This window comes from Methanobrevibacter sp. (assembly GCF_017447225.1).
Taxonomy (GTDB): domain Archaea; phylum Methanobacteriota; class Methanobacteria; order Methanobacteriales; family Methanobacteriaceae; genus Methanocatella.
This window is the reverse complement of the sequence record NZ_JAFSNZ010000092.1, coordinates 1-18985: the sequence shown is the minus strand read 5'-3', so window position 1 is coordinate 18985 and position 18985 is coordinate 1. Positions and strand designations below refer to the sequence as shown.

Below are 18985 nucleotides of genomic sequence, written 5' to 3'. Positions count from 1 at the left end.
ATCGTTCTGTATACTCATTGACTTATATTTGCAGCGGCTTATGCAGTCACCGCAGAGAATACATTTCTCCTTGTCGATTTCTGCAATGAACGGTTCGATTTCCACACCGCCGTAATTGTATTCTGAGACTTTTGATGCGGATGCTGTTGCCTGCATTATTGATTCTGTAATATCTTTAGGATCCTGTGCTGTTCCGCAGACGAAAATTCCCTGAACATCTGTTGCAACAGGCTTGATTTTAGGATGGGATTCCTTGATAAAACCGTCTTCAGTCGTACCGATATTCAATATTTCAGCAATTTCACGAGTACCGTCTGAAGGCTCCATTGCAGTTGAAAGAACAACCATATCCGCCTCGATTTCAATGAATTCGCCTTTCAGAGTATCTTCAGTTCTGACTATGAAACTGTCTCCTTTTTTAACAACCTCTCCCGGACGTCCTCTGATGAACCTTACTTCGTTTTCCTGAGTGTGCTTATAGTACTTTTCAAACATTCCGGGGGTTCTGACATCAGTGTAGCATATTACAACATCCGTTTCGGGATATTTGTGCTTGATGATATTTGCATTTTTAAGAGCGACTGTACAGCATATTTTGGAACAGTACCTGTGTCCGTCAGGCTTTTCATCCCTTGAACCTACACACTGTATCATAACTACTCTTTTTGGAACCTCACCATTTGATTTTAGGAGTTTTCCTTTTGTTGGACCGTTCACACCGGTTATACGGCCAAGTTCTGATTGTGTTATCACATCATCATATCTTGTGTAGCCATATTCCGGTCTTTTGTTCATGTCAAAGAGCTTATGGCCTGTTGCCACAATAATTGAACCAACCTGCAGTGGAATTCTTTCAGGTCTGCCTCTGAGCTTAATAGCTCTCATATTGCAGACTTTAACACAATTGCTGCATTTTGTACAGTTATCCATATCAATAACATAGCTTTCAGGATATGACTGTCCGAATGGCCTGTATATTGCCTTTCTGTTTGAAAGACCGTCATTCCAGTCATCAGGAACTTCAACTTCACATGCCTGAGCGCATTTGCCGCATGCTATACATTTTTCAGTGTCAACATAACGGGGAGACTTTTCAACTATCAGATTATATGTTCCTGCCCTTCTTTCGGCTTCAATTACCTTTGCATTGGTTATGACCTCAATGTTTTCGTTCCATACAAGCTCATTCAATATAGGATTTAAAAGACACATTCCGCACTCTTCAGCTATTTTAACAGGTGAGAATACCTTACCTATCTTTGCCATGTGCCCTCCGATTGATGGAGACTGCTCGATTAAGGTAACCTTTGTTCCCTGCTTTGCAAGAGATAGAGCTGCATTCATACCTGCGATTCCCCCACCGATTACGGCAACCTCATCAGGAGTCTGGCAGAAAATCGGATCAACTGCATCAGACTGCTTTACCTTCTCTATTGACGCATTGATTAGGGTAATTGCCTTTTGGGTTGCCTTTTCGCTGTCCGAGTGAACCCATGAACACTGTTCACGAATATTTGCCATATCCATCAGATAAGGATTTAGAGGCTTTACATAATCCTGAAAGGTCTTTTCATGACTTATCGGTGAGCATGCTGCAACAACAACCCTGTCCAGATTATGGTCGAATATTGCATCACGAATAATCTTACGGCCGTTCAATGAACACAAGTTTTCAAACTGGCCAATGAATTCAACATCCAAGGAGGCTCTGACTTCATCCAAATCAACAATGTCTGAGATATTTCCTCCACATTCACATAAAAACACTCCAACTTTCAAATCATCTCTCATTTGGAAACCTCCTTCAACTCTTTAATAACAGAATCTATTGGTGTTGTATGGGCCTTGACACCAATAACTTTATCGAAATCACCGCCCATCGCGATTGCGATAAACTGGGCAATATTCAGGTGTATTGCCTTAAATTCCCTGCCTTCCCTTTTTGATATCAGCGGCTGATAGCGGTCAAACTGAATATGGCAGTTCGGACATAGATGAACAACAATCTCAACTTCCTCATCACACAATGCATTCATCTTATCTGCAGTTGCCGTAAATGAGAGGTCAGGATTGGAATATCTTTGCCTGAATCCGGTTCCGCATGTAGCACGTTTATGGTCATACCAGCCGATTGTCTTGCATCCGCATGCTTCAATCAGCTCATCAATAATATTTGGGTCCCTGAATCCTGCGATGGTGTCTTCATAGTGCACCTTGCAGTAGTGGCATCCGTGGTGGGAAGCTATCTTATATTCGCTCAAATCATATTTGATATGGTCAGGAATTTCGGAAATCTTATTATATAGAATATCAACTACATGGAAAATGTTTTCTGTAGGCTTTAAATCATCCTTTTCATATTTCAAATGCTCCAAATCATTATCCTCAAATAGCCTGTTAATATGGTCTCTCAAATCATCTTTTTTATTTAACAGTTTAACGGATTTCTTGTTGATTGCATAGCATGTTGCACACATCATCACAAGATTTGGCCTGTTCAGGTCTTTAGCTATCCTGAAGTTTCGGGCTCCGATTGCTGATGTATCAACCTGGTCAAAAACATCTGAATAATGACCCAAACCAGTACAGCAGGTCTGTTTGTCTGAAATTGCATAGTCAATTCCCAATTTATCGAAGACAAATTTAGTGGATGCTTCGACTCCAGGATATTCTACGCTTACAAGACAGCTTCTGAAAAGCAGAATATCCTTATCCGGAATGGATTTCATTTTTCCACCTCCTGAGAAGCTCTGATTTTTTCAATTTTTGCTTTAAATCCGGTAATCGTTAAAATTTTACTTACTTCATCTATTACCTCTTTTGAAGGCATCAGTGGAGGGTCAAGTTCCAGCTCTTCCCTGATTTCGCCGAGACTGTTTCTGAAGTCTCTCCATCCCGGAACGTCACGGTCAATGTCATCGAAAAATATTTCAGGGATTGCTCCGATTGCTGCTGTGAAATATGAATCTGCAAAGCCCATATATTCATATAGCTTATCGTATCCCTTTTCATTGGATATTGCAATCTGTTTTAATATCTGATTTACCTCACATACGCTGTTCCCAACAGGACACACGCTGTGGCAGGTGTAGCAGTAAAAGCAGTTCCAAATCAAATCATCATCCAAAATTGACACATCACCGTCAAGAACCCTTTCTATAATGTCTCGGGGATTATAGTCTGAGTGTCTTGCGGCGGGACATGTTGATGTGCACATACCGCATTGCACGCATTTCAAAACCCCATCCTCTTTTGAGTTTTTTACATCCCTTATGATTTGTTCTGCAAAATCTATTGGTGAGTCGTCAATATTCTGTTTTGAAGTCATTTAACTTACCTCACAATTTAAATTCGCCTGATTTAATCATTTTCTTTAATTTAAGTGATAACTTGTTAGCCCTAAGCCTGTCTGACTGTCTGCAGATAATAGGAATATTAACTTCTTTTTCATTGATTTTTATATCAACGCTTCCTGTATCCATATCAAATGCATCATGGCTGCAGAAGCTGGAACACATTCCACAACCGAAACAGCGGCTTAAATCCAGGCTTTTATCTGAAAATGCATTGGTAGGACATACCAGTTCCGCTTCACATTCGCTGCATGATGAACATTTTTGCCTGTCATACTTTGGCCTTAAATCATAGTCCTTCCACAGCTCATAATAATTGGTTTCACCTAACGGCAAATGACGACCTTTAATGTCAGCTACAGGAATGCTTACATCAATGTCCTGAATTAACAGATTATTGTAAATTTCTTCGGTTAATACAGGAATTGGTATAGCTATAGTGTTGTAGATTTCACCGCCTTGACCTGTTTTAAATCCTCCGAAATAATAGGGATCCATCCGGGTCATGTCCCCTGAAAGCATCAGATTTGGTTTTTGAGGACTTGACCTTGTACCATCACCTAAGATATATGCTTCAGCACCATTCAACAGCACCCTTTTACCGGTATTAATAACATTGTGCGGAATATCGTTCTGCAAAGGATTGATATCTCCGCATCCTGAAAATGTTAGACCTGAAAGATTGCCCTTAAGTGGAGTTGCGGCAAATATTGAAGATACCTCTTCACTTCCAGGATTTGTAAATGCAGTGTAGTTTTTAAAAGCCATACGGGAGCCAATTATCTGAGCCCTGTTGATGTCATCACGGGTGATTGTGTTTTCAATGACCTTTCCATCAACGCTTTCAACACGCACATCCACACTTTTTCCTTCCATGATTTCCTTTAAAAGGAATCCTCCACCATAGTTAACGTCATCAATCGAATGTGTTGTTCCATGTAAAATTACATCGACTTCTCCCAGCCATTCGTTTGGACAAGGCCCTGCAAAGGCTGGAACACCATTCAGATAAACCTTATCCGCTTTAATAAATTCTCCGGGAGGACTTACAATGAAATTTAAAATGGCTGCGGTTCCGCTCATGACACCGCACGTTCCTGTTGTGACAACATCGACCTCATCAAAACTGGGAGCATTATCCTCTTTGATAAGCTTTTTAAACTCCTCTGCAGTGTAAATATTGGCTTCACCATTATCAATTTTTTCATTGATTTGGCTTATATCTCTCTTTTTCAAAATATTACCCTCTAAATAATTTTTCCTACAGTATCTCCCCTCAAGCCCTGTCTTAAGGTTTCAAGAGAAGTTATATCATCACTGGAAACATTGCCTAAATTAACTGTGTTACCCAATTTTAAGATAAAGAACACCTGCTGGTCCTTGTTAGGCGCTTCCCATAAAATCTTGCTTCCATCGAAATTATCCAAAATATAATCGATTTCATCTTCCTTGGCGTTTCCTGAAGCGTCAAATATTCCAATATTTTTTCCGCCTTCCCTGGCCTCAACAATGATTAGGGAAGAGCCGGCATCAAGTTCTGAGCGCATAAGCTCAATTCTCTCATCCAATGTAAGTTCCTTATCAAGATTAGGATCTTTTTTTCCTACTTCGGATAAAACCTCAAAGCCTTCACTTTTGGCTTTTCTTATTGAATCCAGTTTATCCTCATGAGATATGTTTGTGGAACCGTCTGATATTTCAATAGCCGGAAAACCCAATTCACGAGCTCTTTTGAAAAAATCATCAAGTTTATCATTCATGAAAGCCAGCTCAAACAATGTGCCTCCGGTATATGGGGTGATATTGTGAGCTTTATACATTTCAACTTTCGCTTTGATAATGTCTTCATCGTGAATGATTGAAGTTCCCCAGCCGAATTTCAGATAATCGACATATTCACCTGAAATGTCCATTAGGCTTTCAGCTGTTTCAAGACCTAAACCCTTATCAAGAACCATGGTAATTCCCTGGCTTCTGGGCTTCTCTTCTCTTTTTGTTAATAAAAAATCAAATGCTTTCAAATTATCACATCATTTTTTTTAAATTACTAATAAATTATTATATAATATAATATTAATAACTTTCATTTTTTGAACTAAAAAAAGGTTAATCACTAATTAGCCTAAAAAGATATGCACAACGCCATTAACACAATAATTATATGAAATAGGTTACAAAAATGCTCATCTTTAAATATGATTAAAAATAATATTATTAATATTCATAATAAAATAGGTTAAAAATTATCAATTAATTCAAGTTATAACCCGAATTAATTAACATATGATAGGTTAGATAATTATGTATAAAGATGAAATGATACAATTACATCAATTTTTGGTTTATGTTTTAAAATATTTAGCGGAAGACGATCAAATCACTAACGACTGTAACGAATACATATCACTGAAAATAAGCCCTCACCACATCCACAAGACTAAAGCAGAACACAAACATGCTATTTTTGTTCTCTGCAAAATCATATCCGAAATAATTGCTGATAAAGACAACAACTCCATACCTGACAATGTATGCAATTCTTTAGCAGATTTAGTTACTCGTTCCGAAAAAGAAATTAACGTTGCTTAATTTTCTTTTTTTTAAACTTTTTTTACCTTAACCATTAAATAATTTAACTTCAAAATATTTAACCATGACTAGTTTAACGAAAATGCTTTGTCTTGTTGACGGTGAGCATTATCTGCCGGTTACAAAAGAAGCTATTGATACTTTAAATAATATAGAGCATATTGATATTTCCGCTGTTGTTTTTATAGGCGGAACTGAAAAGCTGAGGGATGACACTGAAGAGTCATACTCAGAAAAGTTAGGTGTTCCCGTTCAGTTTGCTAAAGATAAAGATATTCCCTATGATATTATTGTCGACATGATTAGGCAATATGACATCGATACCGTGATGGATTTGAGTGACGAACCAATCCTTGATTATCCTAAAAGGTTTAAGATTGCATGTAAAGTTTTAAATGAAGGAATAACCTATAAAGGTCCCGACTTTAAATTCGAACCTCACAGCGAATATGATGTGATGAAAAAGCCTTCAATCACCATTTTAGGAACCGGAAAACGTATCGGAAAGACGGCAGTTTCAGGATTTGTGTCCAGACTGATTGATAAGAATGGATATGAGCCTTGCGTAATAGCTATGGGAAGAGGAGGACCTGAAGAGCCTGAAATAGTTCATGGTGAAGAGCTTGAAATTTCAGCTGAATTCTTACTGGAACAGTCACAAAAAGGAGTTCATGCGGCAAGCGATCACTGGGAAGACGCTTTAATGAGCAGAATTCTGACCATAGGATGCAGACGCTGCGGAGGAGGGATGGCAGGTGAAGTCTTTTTAACCAATATGAAAAAAGGCGCTCAGCTTGCAAATGAAGTCGATTCCAAATTCGCTATTTTTGAAGGAAGCGGTGCGGCAATTCCCCCAATAAAGACCAACAGAAAAATTGCACTTATAGGAGCCAACCAGCCAATAAGCAATCTGACCACATATTTCGGACCATACAGAATTGGTCTTGGAGACCTTGTTATTCTGACAATGTGTGAAGAGCCTATGACAAGTTCAGAAAAAATAAAAGAAATTGAAGATTTTGTTAATGAGATAAACCCTGATGCAACTGTCATATCAACAGTGTTCAGGCCTAAACCATTAGCAGACATCTCCGAGAAAAAAGTTCTGTTTGCGACAACTGCTCCTGAAGAGGTTAAAGACAAGCTTGTATCATACCTTGAAGAAAAATATGGCTGTGAAATTGTAGGAACTACTGCACATTTATCCAACAGGCCTCTATTAAAAGAAGATATGGCCAAGTATATGGATAAAGCTGATGTAATGTTGACTGAACTGAAAGCTGCTGCAGTTGACGTGGCAACAAAAGATGCCATTGAAGCGGGATTAGAAGTAGTTTATTGTGATAATATTCCTGTTGCAATTAGTGATAAATATCCTGATTTGAGCAGAAGCGTTATTGAATTAGTAGATGAAGCGATTGATGATTTCAACAAATCATCATGATTCTATTTTTTTATTTTTCCATATTTTCCAGATATTTTAATATTTCCAAAGACAGTTCGGTATTTTTATATAATCTTCCCTTATGAGCATCTTCATTAAGGCAGATGACCAGACCAGTCTCTTTTAAGTCGGCTAAAACATTGGATATGTGATTTGTTCTAACACCAATGTGTTTAGCAATATCTGAAGGTATTTTCACCCCTTTTGCAATATATTTTATTACATTAAGCCTATATGATGAAGCCATCACATATCCTAATGAGTTTAGAATTTCATCTTCGTTCATAACAATAGATATAATTCACATCATATTTAAACTTAATTCGTATTTTTAAAAATTAAGCACTAATTGTACATATATGTTCAATTTAAATAATTTTAACTTAATAAATAGGAAAAATAGATAGTACATTTTTGTACAATTGGAAAAAAATGAACAATATACAATAATATTTATTTATAAAATAACAAAACAATAAAGCAATGACAAAAATTACAATCGGACTCGGCGAAAATAAAAATGTTTTAAAAGCATGCAAACTCTTTGAAAAAGAACACGAAGATGCAGAAATCACATTTGCAGAAAATGATGATGATTTGGTTAAAGCCATTTTAAATGATGATGTTGATGGCGTTGTAAGGGGATCACTTCCCGCATCAAGTGTTATGAAACAATTGAACAAAATATTCGACGACATCTCAAGAGCAACATACATCAACGGAAAAGACGTCGAATTTCTACTGACACCGGTAGGCATTGATGAAGGAGCAACAATAGAAGATAAACTGAAAATTGCAATACACTGTGGAGAATTTCTCAAAAAGCAATCAAAAACACCAAAAATAGCCGTTATGGCATCAGGTAGAAAAGGTGACTACGGCAGAAGTGAAGAGATATCCAAATCAATAGATGAAAGCGAAGAGCTGACAAAACTGATTAAAGAGAACACTGATTTTGAAGTTAAAAATCACTATATTCTAATTGAAAAGGCAATAAAAGATAACTGCAATGTAATTATCGCTCCAAACGGCATTATAGGAAATATAATATTCAGAAGTCTTGTTCTGGTTAATTCCTGGCCCAGCTGTGGAGCAGTTACATTCGGAATAGACAAAATATACATTGACACAAGCCGTGACCAGAATACACAAGGGTATTTAAGAAGTCTTAAATTAGCATACAAATTAGCTAATATTTAAGAACAAAAAATTACATACATTAAACTAATAACAACTTCAGGTAATGATAATGGGAGAAAATATACTTTATAGGATATATGACTGGTACATTTCAAGGGACTTGGACCCAAACAAGATGCCAAAACATGTGGCTATCATTATGGACGGTAACAGAAGATACGCCAAGCTCCAGGGAAACACAGACGTAATCAAAGGACATGAACTTGGAGCAGACACATTAGAAAAAGTTTTGGACTGGAGTATTGAGTTAGGAATAGAAATAATTACTGCTTATGCATTTTCAACCGAGAACTTTAACAGGCCAAAAGAGGAAGTTGAAGGACTGATGAAACTTTTCATCTACAATTTCAAAAGACTGGTCGACCATGAAAAAATACATAAAAACGAAGTGAGGGTTAAAGTTGTCGGAAGAACAGAACTACTTCCGGATGATGTAAAAGAAGCCATTAAAGAAGCTGAAGAAGCAACTAAAAATTATAATAAAAAATTTTTAAACTTGGCAATCGGATATGATGGAAGGCTGGAAATCATTGACTCATTTAAAAAGATAATTAAAGACGTTCAGGACGGAAAAATCTCAATTGATGACGTTGATGAAGATTTAGTCAGCCAGAACCTATACACCGGAGGGCTCGATGACCCTAACCTCATCATCAGAACAAGCGGAGAAGAGCGCTTAAGCGGATTCCTCCTATGGCAATCATCATACTCTGAACTGTACTTCTGTGAAACATTATGGCCTGAACTCAGAAGAGTAGACTTTTTAAGAGCAATAAGATCATACCAAGCAAGAGAACGCAGATTCGGAGTATAATACATGATAGATACACACTGCCACATTGATTTTGAAGAATATGATTCTGACAGAGACCAGGTTATAAAAAGAGCACAGGAAAAACTGGATGCAGTAATCGTGTCAGGCATCGGTTATGAAAGCAACCAAGGCGTACTTGATTTATGTTCAGAGTATAAAGACTTCATTTATCCGTCATTTGGATACCACCCTGTTTCATCACAAAACTGCACTGATGAAGAACTGAAATCAGCACAGGAGCACTTAATCGACAATTTAGACAATATTGTGGCAATCGGTGAAGTCGGAATGGATTTCTTTTATGTTAAAGATAAGGCTTTGCGTGAAAAGCAAAGGGAAATATTTACAAGCTTTATTGAAATAGCCAATGACTATAAAGTGCCCTTATTAATGCACGTTAGAGACTGTGAGAAAAAGGCATTGAACATGGTTCTTGAATATGATGACATCCCATATGTAGTATTTCACTGCTACAGCGGAAGCTTAAAGACTGCAAAAAGAATAATGGACAAAGACAATTATTTCATGAGCTTTTCCACAATGCTGTGCTACTCAAAAGCCCATCAGGACCTGATTGAAAAGATTTCACTTGACCATGTACTGACTGAAACAGACAGTCCATATTTGGCCATGACAAAAGAAGAGAGAAATGAACCTGTTAATGTGGTTAATGCAGTTAAAAAAATAGCTAAAATAAAAAATATGGATGTTGAAAGTGTTGATAGCATAACTACCAACAACGCACGTGAAGTATTTAAGATTTAGTAATGGTATGTGAAAACCAGATTAATCAATATTTCACCATTATCTTCAACCGCTTCAATCACCAGTTCAAATTTATCCAAATCCTTTTTTATTAACTCGATTTTTTCATATTCCAGAATAGAATCATTTAAGTAGACATAGAACTGATTGTTATCTAATTTCACTTCTTTACGTGAAAATAGTTTGAAAGCGTATGTGTATAATTCAATCCTGAAAATCAAATCTGACTTGTCGCCGTTTCCATTTTCGATAAAATCAATCAAATTTTCCTGCAGAATCTTTCCTTCATCACCCGTGTCAACTTTCAGTGATTCCATTTCCTCTAAATCCTTCATCAACTGTTCTTTTTCATCATCACTATACATTAATATCATTCCACCGGAAGCAAATCCTTTTCGGCAAAGACTTCTTTGGCAGCCATTATTCCATTGATGGCTTTTGGAAAACCTGCATATGCGGTCATCTGCATTATTATTTCAACAATTTCACCTGGAGAGTTGCCGACAGCCAAAGCAGCATTGATATGATCTTTAAGCTGAGGGATTGTTCCAAGAGTCGTTAGGGCTGCAACTGTACATAATTCACGGGTTTTCAAGTCAACTTCCTTGCGAGTATATATTTCAGAATAAGGAAACTCAACAATAAATCTTCCCAATTCAGGAGCTATATCCTCCAGTTGTTTGAAAATATCTTCAATTGTGTCTTTGTTTGTTATTCTTAAAACACTCATACCTTTTTCAAATCGATCTTCCATTATTAACACCAATTACTATTTTACCTTTAAACCCACTTAACATTTGCTGTTGTGAAAATATAATGGGGCGAAAAGACTGGATTGTACAGTTTGTTTGTTGATTTGGTTGACTCAAATGTCAATGCAATGGATTTTCTCAGGTTATAATTAATTCTATCCCCAATTGAGTCCAGCTCTTTTTTATCAAGATCCTTTGAGGAATGTGCATAAACCTTAAACTGAATTCTATTCTTGTCGAAATTTGAATCATAACCCATATCAGTATAGCTGACATTAATTATTTCTACGGATGACGGAATCACTAACAGATTATTTGCTCTTGAATAATCTTCAAATGTTTCCATCGGATAAATTGCACTGGATGCGAAGGAACTGCCTTCATTAACCCCATTTCTTGCAGCAGACATTGCCAAAGATAATTCATTTTCAGATGCAATAAATGACAGCGCTATTAACATAACCACAATCAGCGAGCCTACCAGCAATAGAAATTCCGCACTAATCTGTCCTCTATTGTCTATCATCATGTTATCAGTATTTTCCCCTCATGCGTTTTTTCAATTGTATAAATGCGACCAGGATACATTTTATAAGTTGAATAAGAATCTATGAAAGGAACGTATTGTTCTCCCTTTTTATTGTCATATTCAATTGTTAATTTATTCTTTTCCAGTGTCAGTACATAATTTTTACCGGTTACAGGTAATTTCAAGTACTTTGAATAGAATTCACCATTTGAATCAACTTCACTGATTGTATTTGCCACATTATCAAGAATCAGCCTATGGTTAAAGTTGGATTCAATATTCAAACTTGAATTCATTGTATTTTGTGAATAAACGAGCAATCCAGTAGCCACAATTAATATTATAAATAGTGAAAATAAAAATTCCACTGATATAAAACCTTGATTGTCCATGTTTTTAGGTTATCTTTAATATTAATAAAGTTAACTCATTTTTAAAAGCAATATTGCCTTCAACTTGGAATTTCAACTTAATAATAATTAAATATTAGTTGAAATAAATCAATATTCATGACAGGAAAAGTTATTTTTATTGGAGCAGGTCCTGGAGACCCTGATTTAATAACAGTCAAAGGAAGAAAAGTAATTGAAAAGGCAGATGTTATTATTTATGCCGGTTCTCTTGTTAACAAAGAAGTTTTAAATCCTAGAAAAGATGATTGTGAAGTTCATAACAGCGCTTATCTGAATCTTGAAGAAACTACAGACATTATTGTAAAAGCAATGAAAAAAGACCAGCTTGTTGCACGTGTCCATACAGGCGATCCTGCAATTTACGGCGCTATAGGCGAACAGATTAGGGAACTGAAAAAGTATGACATAGAATATGAAATAATTCCTGGAGTAAGTTCACTGTTCGGTACTGCAAGTGTGCTTGAAGCCGAGCTGACTATTCCTGAAGTTTCACAAAGTGTAATTATCACCCGTCCTGCCGGAAGAACACCTAAAAAAGAGCTTGAAAGTATCAGAAGCTTTTCAAAACATCAGGCCACAATGTGCATCTTTTTAGGAATTTCCATGATTGACAAGGTTGTCGATGAACTGCTTGAAGGATACAGCGAAGACACACCTGTAGCAGTAGTCAAAAAAGCAACTTGGCCTGACCAGGAAATAATTAGAGGAACCCTCAAGGATATTGCAGGAAAAGTAAAAGAAGCCAATATTACAAAGACTGCAATGATTGTAGTTGGTGATGTCCTAGACCCAGGTGATTTTACAGCTTCCAAGCTATATGACCCTAACTTTAAACACGAATATCGTTAAGTTTTCCCTAACACATTTTAGGGAAACATTCTATTTTTCATACAAAAACTCAAAATGATCAATACCATCTTCCAGATAGACATCAGAAACCTTTTTAAAGCCCAAACTTATGTAATAATCACTAAGATATGCCTGACCAGAAAGTCTGATTTTATTCTGATTTAAATCATTGATTATAAAGTCAATTGCCATGTTCATCATGATTCGAGACAGTCCCCTGCCCCTGTGAGATTTTTTAACGATAACACGGCCAATAGAAAACTCTTCAAATCGTACATTTTCAGGCAGAATTCTTGAAACCGCAACAATTTCATCCGAATCCTTTAAAAAGAGATGATAAGCAACCTTATCTTTGTCATCCAAATCATTGTAAACGCAGTCCTGCTCGACAACAAAGACCTCTGACCTTAACTTTAAAATATCATAGAGCTCATCGTTTGTAAGCTCATCAAATTTCTTCAGCTTCCAGTTAATACTAACACCACTCCTGAATTAATCCTCTGCAAGTTTTTTCAGCTCATCACCAGTCAGATGGAAAACGTTCCAGTCCATCTGTTTGGCTCCTAATGACAAGTAAAAGTCAATGCTTGGCTGATTCCAGCTGAGGCATGTCCATTCAAATCTTCCATAGCCCCGCTCAACCACGATTTTGGCCAATTTCTTAAGCAATGCCTTACCATAGCCTTTTCCGCGATACTCAGGATCAATGAATAAATCCTCCAAATGCAGGTTGACGTTGGAAATGTAAGTTGAAAAGCTCAAAAAGAAGAGTGCAAAACCTATTTCCTTTCCATCTTCCAAAGCGAAAATGACTTCGGCCTGATTTTTATCAAAAATCCATTTTTTCAGCTCTTCTTCTGTTGCAATAACTTCATCGAGTCTTTTTTCATAATCGGCAAGCTTTCTGATATATTCCAAAATCAATCCAACATCCTCTTCGGACGCATTTCTAAAAGTTAAATCGGCCATAACAATCATCTAAAATTAATTTATATTATACTTTTTTATAGTAATTTATACTTAAATATTCACATGAAAGACTTATTTGATTATTGTGAATTTGGGGAGTTTAATCTTAACAGCCGTATTGTAAGAACAGGATTATGGGAATCCGAAAGAGAAAAATCAGGCAATATGACACCGGAAATTTATAATCGTTACGAAAATATAGCTGCAAGCGGTGTTGGTTTGATAATAACAGAACTGATATCACTTTATCCGAGAGACGTTTTTTCCAAATATTCACAAACAATACATTTTAAGCAGTTTGTACGTGAAGCAAAGGATTTAACTGACCTTGTGCATCTTTATGATGTTCCTATTTTTGCACAGCTAGGATTTGTGCAGTTCAACAAGCATGCAGACCACAATATTCCAGTTGATGATGTCACTATTGAAGACATCAGAAAAATACAGACAGATTTCATCATGGCCTGTCAGAAATTTGATTATGCAGGTTTTGACGGTGTTCAGATAGCTTTAGGTAACTATTACTTCCTGACAAGATTCATCAACCCATACTTCAACAAAAGAGAAGACAAATATGGTGGAAACACTTTAAACCGTTTAAGAATCGTGCTTGAGATGATTAAGGTCATAAAAGAAACCACCAAATTGCATATCAACTGCAGACTGAACGCTTTTGATATTCAGGCTGATGGAATGACATTGGAAGAGACAATTGAAATAGCTAAATTGCTGGAAAAGTTTGGCGTGGACAGCCTTCAGATTACAATGCCACGTTCTCCGCAGTTCTTTTCAAAAGAGTATCAGGACAGGACTCCGCCTGGATTCAAATCCAGAGTCAGGAAAGACAAAAATCCTTTGATATCAGCCTGCAATGAAATAATAAAGAATGTGAATATTCCTGTTATTTTAGGTGGTGGAGCAAACAGCAAAGCACAGATTAATGAAATCCTGAACAAAACAAATATTGACTTCATTTCAATGCAAAGACCATTTGTGGCCGACCCTAGCTTTTTGGTTGACTGGCAAATGGATGATGAGGCGGTAAGCAAATGCATTTCATGCAATAACTGCTATTGGAAAAAAACAAGTACGTGCCATATTCACAGGCCTGCGACATGGGACGTGTCTAAACTCGAATGAGATTAATGATATTTATCTTTAATATCATTCATTAATTTTAATTTATCAAAAGCAACATCCATAGGAGCTCTCCTAAGACCACAGTCCGGATCTAAAAGAATATTATCCTCACCGACAATATTTATTCCACGGGAAATCAGATCTTCAGTAGTCTTGTATGAATCCACTTCATTTTTAGCGGAATCAATGCATCCGAAACCTATCTTTTTGCCTTTGAACAGGCCAATATTATTTTCCAAAACATCAATATTCACATTGTTTCCGGCAAATTCAAAGTCCAAAATTTCAACATTGAACTTTGCAAGGTCCTTATATGCCCCATCAATAGTTCCGCAGACATGCATAGCAAGAGGAACACTCAAACCGTCATGCAATATGTCAATGGCTTCACGGGCAACCTTCATGTTTACCATGCCTGTTGATAAGAAAGGTTCATCAACCTGAATATAAACCGGACTGACCTTTTTTTCAATGGCATCGACTTCTGATTTAAGACTGTGTGCCAAGTCAATGATTGCATCATCCTTGTTTTTATAAAAAGAAGTGATTCTGGATGAATGAATGATAGTTGATGGACCTGTAACGATACCCTTAATTCCCTTACCTTCAGGGACATTTCCATTAAAATATTCTTTAATCAGCTTTTTTGCATAGAGCAAATCCTTAACGGAAATTTCACCGGTAGGTTTTCTTATCTTGGAGACAATGAAAGTGTTTCCTTCCTCAATTTTAAATCCGGGAATGTATTTGGAAAAACTGGAAACCATATCTCCCCTTACCTGACCGTCAGATATGATATCAACACCCGCATCAAGCTGGGAAAATACGGACTGCTTAATGGACTGTTTAAAGGGATCATAAGACCCGAAAATCTTAAGCACCTTATCTTTAGTTGTGGAAGGCTCTTTGATTTCTACAGGATAACTGCCAACAACAGTAGAACGCATATGATCACTTATTGAGTATTCATTTTTCTGATGTTTTCTATTTCTTCTTCATCAATAGGAAGCTCTACAACGGAAGTACCGTGGCAAGGTTTTGTATATGGAATGAAAACAGTTCCTTTCTCATCATCGATTCCGATTGGAATTGGAGGGATTCCTATAACACGAACACCCAATACCTGATCGCCAGGTTTGACATAAACGATTTCATCAGCTTTAAAACGGATAATCATAGCACAATCTTTAAAACCTGCTTTGGAAGCATGGATTTCATAGTTATCTGATTGCTGAAGATATGTATCTAAACAAAATGACATTTTATTCCAACTCCTTTAATGCCTTATCTAGGTTAATTTTAATTGGTGAAGGATTATGGAACGCTCTGACAGCACATATTTTAGCTTTGCTTCCACTTTCTTCAATCATTTCAACAAACTGACCGACCACATCAAGGTCTCTTTCAAATACTAATGCAATTGATTTGGTATCTAATATTTGGTCAAATGTTACGAAAAATGCTGCTGCCGCATCTTTGTGGACAAAACCTAGCAGTAAATCGTAATCTCCGGCTTGGACTTCACCTAAAGTCCTTTCCAAATCAACGATGTTGAGGTTGTAATATCCTTCAGGGTCTGATATCTTAACCAGTTTTGCGGCTGCAGGATTGGCAGCGATAGTTGTATCATAACCCAGTTTTGTTAATTTATCAAAAGCATAAACTGCCATCGGAGTTTGAGATGGAGTTTCCGGACAACCTAATAAAATTAAAGCTTTCATTTTATACTCTCCCTATAAATTTAAGTTCTTGATTTTAAAGTGACTGCATTAGCCAATATTACACATCCCAAGAACATGAATGCCAATAATGCAGTACCGTTAATAGTCCTGTTAAATATGAATAAACCGATTAAAGCCTGTGCAGAAAACGCAGATAATGCACCGATTAATAATACTTCCTTACCTAAGTATTTCTTACTGTTTTTCTCTCTTTTCTCACGGTACATTGTTAATATTTTTAAACCAATGATAATTGTACCTAAAACAAATACGATTAAACCGATAAGTCCTAAATATCCGAAATCAAATCCGTAACCCATAATTCCAGGAAGCATATAGTCGACTGTATCTTTCTGGTTGACCAGTACACCGAAAAACATTGGGAAAGGCAAACCGAAAAATAATACCAGTTGCATAGGAAGTGTGATGTATCCTTCAGCAAAGGCTGTTCCTTCAGCACCCCAATAGGATGCGTTTCCGCTGTGACCTATGAGCTGAATGTTATTCAATACCATTTTTACACTTGACAATGAGTATTGTTCAAGCCTTGACAGCCTCAACATCGGTGAAAAGATTGTCATTCCAGATATTCTTGAAATAACTTCCAAACCCAAAAATCCTGCTACAGCCACACCTAAAAAGATTAAGATTCTTCTAGCTGTTAGAATTGATTTTTCCCTGAAAGTCTTGGATATCATAAGATAACCGATGAATAATCCTAAAATCCATAACAACAGGAAAGACCTGTGCATTAATCCACCGAAGACTGTAATACCAACAATGAATAAAACTACAAATCTTCTAAGCGGCCGCACATCCACTCCCGAGTTCTTCATCACCTTCAGCGATGCCAAAGCAGTGACTGCTCCCATAAGAGCGATTGGTCCAAATGGATGCGTAAATTCCGCCTGACTTGAAGATATAACAAGCAATGCGATATCCGCTCCGAAAAGAAGAGTGAAACCTCCTGCCAAAAATAGGGATAAAAATGTCACAACACTTAATGATAGTGGAATTAGGTTTAAGACAAAAACCATCAGGATAAACAGCATTATCCCAACTTCCAATATTAGCTGTAAATGGTTTTGAGCTATTAACATCATATTTGAATCACAATTTAAATTAATTAAATAAATTAAAGTGGACTGACCGGGATTTGAACCCGGGGCCTCCGCCATGCCAAGGCGACGATCTACCATCTGAGCTACCAGCCCTATAAAATAGCATATGAAAAAATCATACTCATATTACATATATGATTCTTTAATTATAAAATACTTTTTGATTATATTTTATAAATCATGAAAAAAATATTTTTATTCAGGGTGAAAATTATGAAAATATTACTTATTAACGGAAGTCCTAATGAGGAAGGATGCGTTAACCGTGCGCTGGAAGAGGTTTGTTCTGAGCTTGAAAGAAATAACATTGAAAGTGAAATACTCTGGTTAGGAAAAGAACCTATGCAAGACTGCATTGCATGTTTCGGATGCCAATTTCATGGAAGATGCGTGTATGATGATTTAGTGAATGAAACAGCTGAAAGATTTGATGAATTCGACGGAATAATAATTGGGTCTCCGGTTTACTACGGTGGAGCCAATGGAAGACTTACATCTTTCATGGACAGATTTATCTTCAGTATCGACAAATCTAAAATTACCGGCAAGTTTGCAGCTTCAGTTGTATCCTGCAGAAGAGGAGGTGCTTCAGGAGCATTTGAAAGGTTAAACCAGTATTTCCTAATGACAAACATGCATGTTGTCAGTTCACAGTACTGGAATCAGGTCCACGGATATACAGCAGAGGATGTGGAAAAGGATTTGGAAGGCCTTCAGACAATGAGAACCTTGGCCAAAAACTTTGCTTACCTTTTAAATTCACAGAAGGCCGCATCAGAATCCGGAATTGAAAAACCGGAATATGAAGAGATTACCTTTACCAATTTCATTGATGAATGAATGCGTTGATGGTGAAAACTATCAACAATAACCATTGCCTTTTTTTACATTTCAGCAATTACGCGGCATGGAAGTCCTGTTACATCTGAAAAGTTCATAGGATACGTGTTTACGACAAATTTATCATATTTCAGTAATTTTTTTAGATTACAGAGATTTTCAACGATAAATACACCATTATCTGCACAGTATTGGTCTTTTGGAGTGTGTTCAGCACCATTTCTAACTCCAGCAAAATCTACGCCAATCAATGAAATTTCTTTTTCAATCAGTTTATCGATCAGCTCATTTGATAGCTGCGGATGTTTTGTAAAGTAATTAATCGTATCATAACCCTCATTTTCTTTGAACCTCCCCGCCCTGTAGAGGGCGGGGATTCGCAAACCAAAAAATATATTGTATATTATTTTGGAAATTTTACTGCCCCGTAGCCCCTACGAGTTCTAGACCTCTGTCGAGGATATTAATACTGGCATTAACATCCCT

Annotated in this window: 25 protein-coding genes and 1 tRNA gene; 8 read left to right on the top strand and 18 right to left on the bottom strand. The window is 36.7% G+C overall.

Features of this window, described 5'->3' with window-relative positions:
- The 5 genes from IJQ68_RS08930 to comA form a co-directional block, all read right to left on the bottom strand.
- Positions 1-1791, bottom strand: a 1791-nt coding sequence (locus tag IJQ68_RS08930) for a CoB--CoM heterodisulfide reductase iron-sulfur subunit A family protein (RefSeq protein ID WP_292799403.1), incomplete at its 3' end; no start/stop codon positions are given.
- Positions 1788-2729, bottom strand: coding sequence for a ferredoxin:CoB-CoM heterodisulfide reductase subunit HdrB (gene hdrB, locus IJQ68_RS08925; protein WP_292799399.1), 942 nt, complete (start codon positions 2727-2729; stop codon positions 1788-1790). The genes hdrB and IJQ68_RS08930, both read right to left, overlap by 4 nt.
- Positions 2726-3328: a ferredoxin:CoB-CoM heterodisulfide reductase subunit HdrC gene (gene hdrC / locus IJQ68_RS08920; protein WP_292799396.1), complete on the bottom strand. Its 603-nt coding sequence runs from the start codon at positions 3326-3328 to the stop codon at positions 2726-2728. Before hdrC ends, hdrB begins: the two co-directional genes overlap by 4 nt.
- Positions 3329-3338: 10 nt before the next feature.
- Complete coding sequence (locus IJQ68_RS08915; protein ID WP_292799392.1) at positions 3339-4589, bottom strand: methanogenesis marker 16 metalloprotein; 1251 nt, start codon at positions 4587-4589, stop codon at positions 3339-3341.
- Between the two features lie 11 nt (positions 4590-4600).
- Positions 4601-5374, bottom strand: coding sequence for a phosphosulfolactate synthase (gene comA, locus IJQ68_RS08910; RefSeq protein WP_292799389.1), 774 nt, complete (start codon positions 5372-5374; stop codon positions 4601-4603).
- Positions 5375-5654: 280 nt separating this feature from the next.
- On the opposite strand from comA, the gene IJQ68_RS08905 reads away from it, so the two are divergent.
- On the top strand, positions 5655-5942 hold the full coding sequence (locus IJQ68_RS08905) for a UPF0058 family protein (RefSeq protein WP_292799386.1): 288 nt from the start codon (positions 5655-5657) through the stop codon (positions 5940-5942).
- Positions 5943-6006: 64 nt separating this feature from the next.
- Positions 6007-7386, top strand: a complete 1380-nt coding sequence (locus IJQ68_RS08900; protein ID WP_292799383.1) for a 2,3-diphosphoglycerate synthetase — start codon at positions 6007-6009, stop codon at positions 7384-7386.
- A 10-nt stretch (positions 7387-7396) separates the two neighbouring features.
- Here IJQ68_RS08900 and IJQ68_RS08895 read toward each other — a convergent pair whose 3' ends face one another.
- Entirely contained in the window at positions 7397-7672 is a 276-nt protein-coding gene (locus IJQ68_RS08895) for a transcriptional regulator (protein WP_292799380.1), read from the bottom strand.
- 197 nt (positions 7673-7869) lie between these two features.
- On the opposite strand from IJQ68_RS08895, the gene mtxX reads away from it, so the two are divergent.
- The 3 genes from mtxX to IJQ68_RS08880 are packed head-to-tail and all read left to right on the top strand — an operon-like array spanning position 7870 to position 10165.
- Complete coding sequence (gene mtxX / locus IJQ68_RS08890) at positions 7870-8586, top strand: methanogenesis marker protein Mmp4/MtxX (protein ID WP_292799377.1); 717 nt, start codon at positions 7870-7872, stop codon at positions 8584-8586.
- A 49-nt stretch (positions 8587-8635) separates the two neighbouring features.
- Positions 8636-9400, top strand: a complete 765-nt coding sequence (gene uppS / locus IJQ68_RS08885) for a polyprenyl diphosphate synthase (protein WP_292799375.1) — start codon at positions 8636-8638, stop codon at positions 9398-9400.
- A gap of 3 nt (positions 9401-9403) precedes the next feature.
- Positions 9404-10165 (top strand): TatD family hydrolase, encoded by a 762-nt coding sequence (locus IJQ68_RS08880; protein WP_292799372.1) that lies wholly within the window; start codon positions 9404-9406, stop codon positions 10163-10165.
- Here the strand turns inward: IJQ68_RS08880 and IJQ68_RS08875 are convergent.
- The 4 genes from IJQ68_RS08875 to IJQ68_RS08860 are packed head-to-tail and all read right to left on the bottom strand — an operon-like array spanning position 10162 to position 11778.
- Entirely contained in the window at positions 10162-10530 is a 369-nt protein-coding gene (locus IJQ68_RS08875; RefSeq protein ID WP_292799369.1) for a hypothetical protein, read from the bottom strand. The two genes, IJQ68_RS08880 and IJQ68_RS08875, sit on opposite strands and share 4 nt — an antisense overlap.
- A 5-nt stretch (positions 10531-10535) precedes the next feature.
- Positions 10536-10919, bottom strand: coding sequence for a carboxymuconolactone decarboxylase family protein (locus IJQ68_RS08870; RefSeq protein ID WP_292799366.1), 384 nt, complete (start codon positions 10917-10919; stop codon positions 10536-10538).
- A gap of 26 nt (positions 10920-10945) precedes the next feature.
- On the bottom strand, positions 10946-11446 hold the full coding sequence (locus IJQ68_RS08865; RefSeq protein ID WP_292799363.1) for a class III signal peptide-containing protein: 501 nt from the start codon (positions 11444-11446) through the stop codon (positions 10946-10948).
- Positions 11443-11778 (bottom strand): hypothetical protein, encoded by a 336-nt coding sequence (locus IJQ68_RS08860; RefSeq protein ID WP_292799360.1) that lies wholly within the window; start codon positions 11776-11778, stop codon positions 11443-11445. Before IJQ68_RS08860 ends, IJQ68_RS08865 begins: the two co-directional genes overlap by 4 nt.
- Before the next feature lie 177 nt (positions 11779-11955).
- Between IJQ68_RS08860 and cobM the strand changes: the two genes are divergently transcribed.
- Entirely contained in the window at positions 11956-12708 is a 753-nt protein-coding gene (cobM, locus tag IJQ68_RS08855) for a precorrin-4 C(11)-methyltransferase (protein WP_292799354.1), read from the top strand.
- Positions 12709-12738: 30 nt separating this feature from the next.
- Here cobM and IJQ68_RS08850 read toward each other — a convergent pair whose 3' ends face one another.
- Entirely contained in the window at positions 12739-13128 is a 390-nt protein-coding gene (locus IJQ68_RS08850; RefSeq protein ID WP_342765143.1) for a GNAT family N-acetyltransferase, read from the bottom strand.
- A 72-nt stretch (positions 13129-13200) separates the two neighbouring features.
- Entirely contained in the window at positions 13201-13677 is a 477-nt protein-coding gene (locus IJQ68_RS08845) for a GNAT family N-acetyltransferase (RefSeq protein ID WP_292799351.1), read from the bottom strand.
- A 63-nt stretch (positions 13678-13740) separates the two neighbouring features.
- On the opposite strand from IJQ68_RS08845, the gene IJQ68_RS08840 reads away from it, so the two are divergent.
- On the top strand, positions 13741-14817 hold the full coding sequence (locus IJQ68_RS08840; RefSeq protein ID WP_292799348.1) for an NADH-dependent flavin oxidoreductase: 1077 nt from the start codon (positions 13741-13743) through the stop codon (positions 14815-14817).
- 2 nt (positions 14818-14819) lie between these two features.
- Here the strand turns inward: IJQ68_RS08840 and IJQ68_RS08835 are convergent, their stop codons facing one another.
- The 5 genes from IJQ68_RS08835 to IJQ68_RS08815 form a co-directional block, all read right to left on the bottom strand.
- Positions 14820-15764, bottom strand: coding sequence for a methionine synthase (locus IJQ68_RS08835; RefSeq protein ID WP_292799345.1), 945 nt, complete (start codon positions 15762-15764; stop codon positions 14820-14822).
- Positions 15765-15772: 8 nt separating this feature from the next.
- Positions 15773-16078: a DUF1894 domain-containing protein gene (locus IJQ68_RS08830; protein WP_292799342.1), complete on the bottom strand. Its 306-nt coding sequence runs from the start codon at positions 16076-16078 to the stop codon at positions 15773-15775.
- A gap of 1 nt (position 16079) precedes the next feature.
- Positions 16080-16538, bottom strand: coding sequence for a DUF1890 domain-containing protein (locus IJQ68_RS08825; protein WP_292799339.1), 459 nt, complete (start codon positions 16536-16538; stop codon positions 16080-16082).
- Between the two features lie 20 nt (positions 16539-16558).
- A complete protein-coding gene (locus IJQ68_RS08820) occupies positions 16559-17641 on the bottom strand; it encodes a hypothetical protein (RefSeq protein ID WP_292799336.1) in 1083 nt (360 codons plus the stop codon).
- 38 nt (positions 17642-17679) lie between these two features.
- Positions 17680-17752 (bottom strand) — tRNA-Ala (locus tag IJQ68_RS08815).
- A 120-nt stretch (positions 17753-17872) separates the two neighbouring features.
- Here IJQ68_RS08815 and IJQ68_RS08810 point away from each other — a divergent pair.
- Positions 17873-18499, top strand: a complete 627-nt coding sequence (locus IJQ68_RS08810; protein ID WP_292799333.1) for a flavodoxin family protein — start codon at positions 17873-17875, stop codon at positions 18497-18499.
- Positions 18500-18543: 44 nt separating this feature from the next.
- On the opposite strand, the gene IJQ68_RS08805 is transcribed toward IJQ68_RS08810, so the two are convergent.
- Positions 18544-18882, bottom strand: a complete 339-nt coding sequence (locus IJQ68_RS08805; RefSeq protein WP_292799330.1) for a hypothetical protein — start codon at positions 18880-18882, stop codon at positions 18544-18546.
- Between the last annotated feature and the right edge of the window lie 103 nt (positions 18883-18985).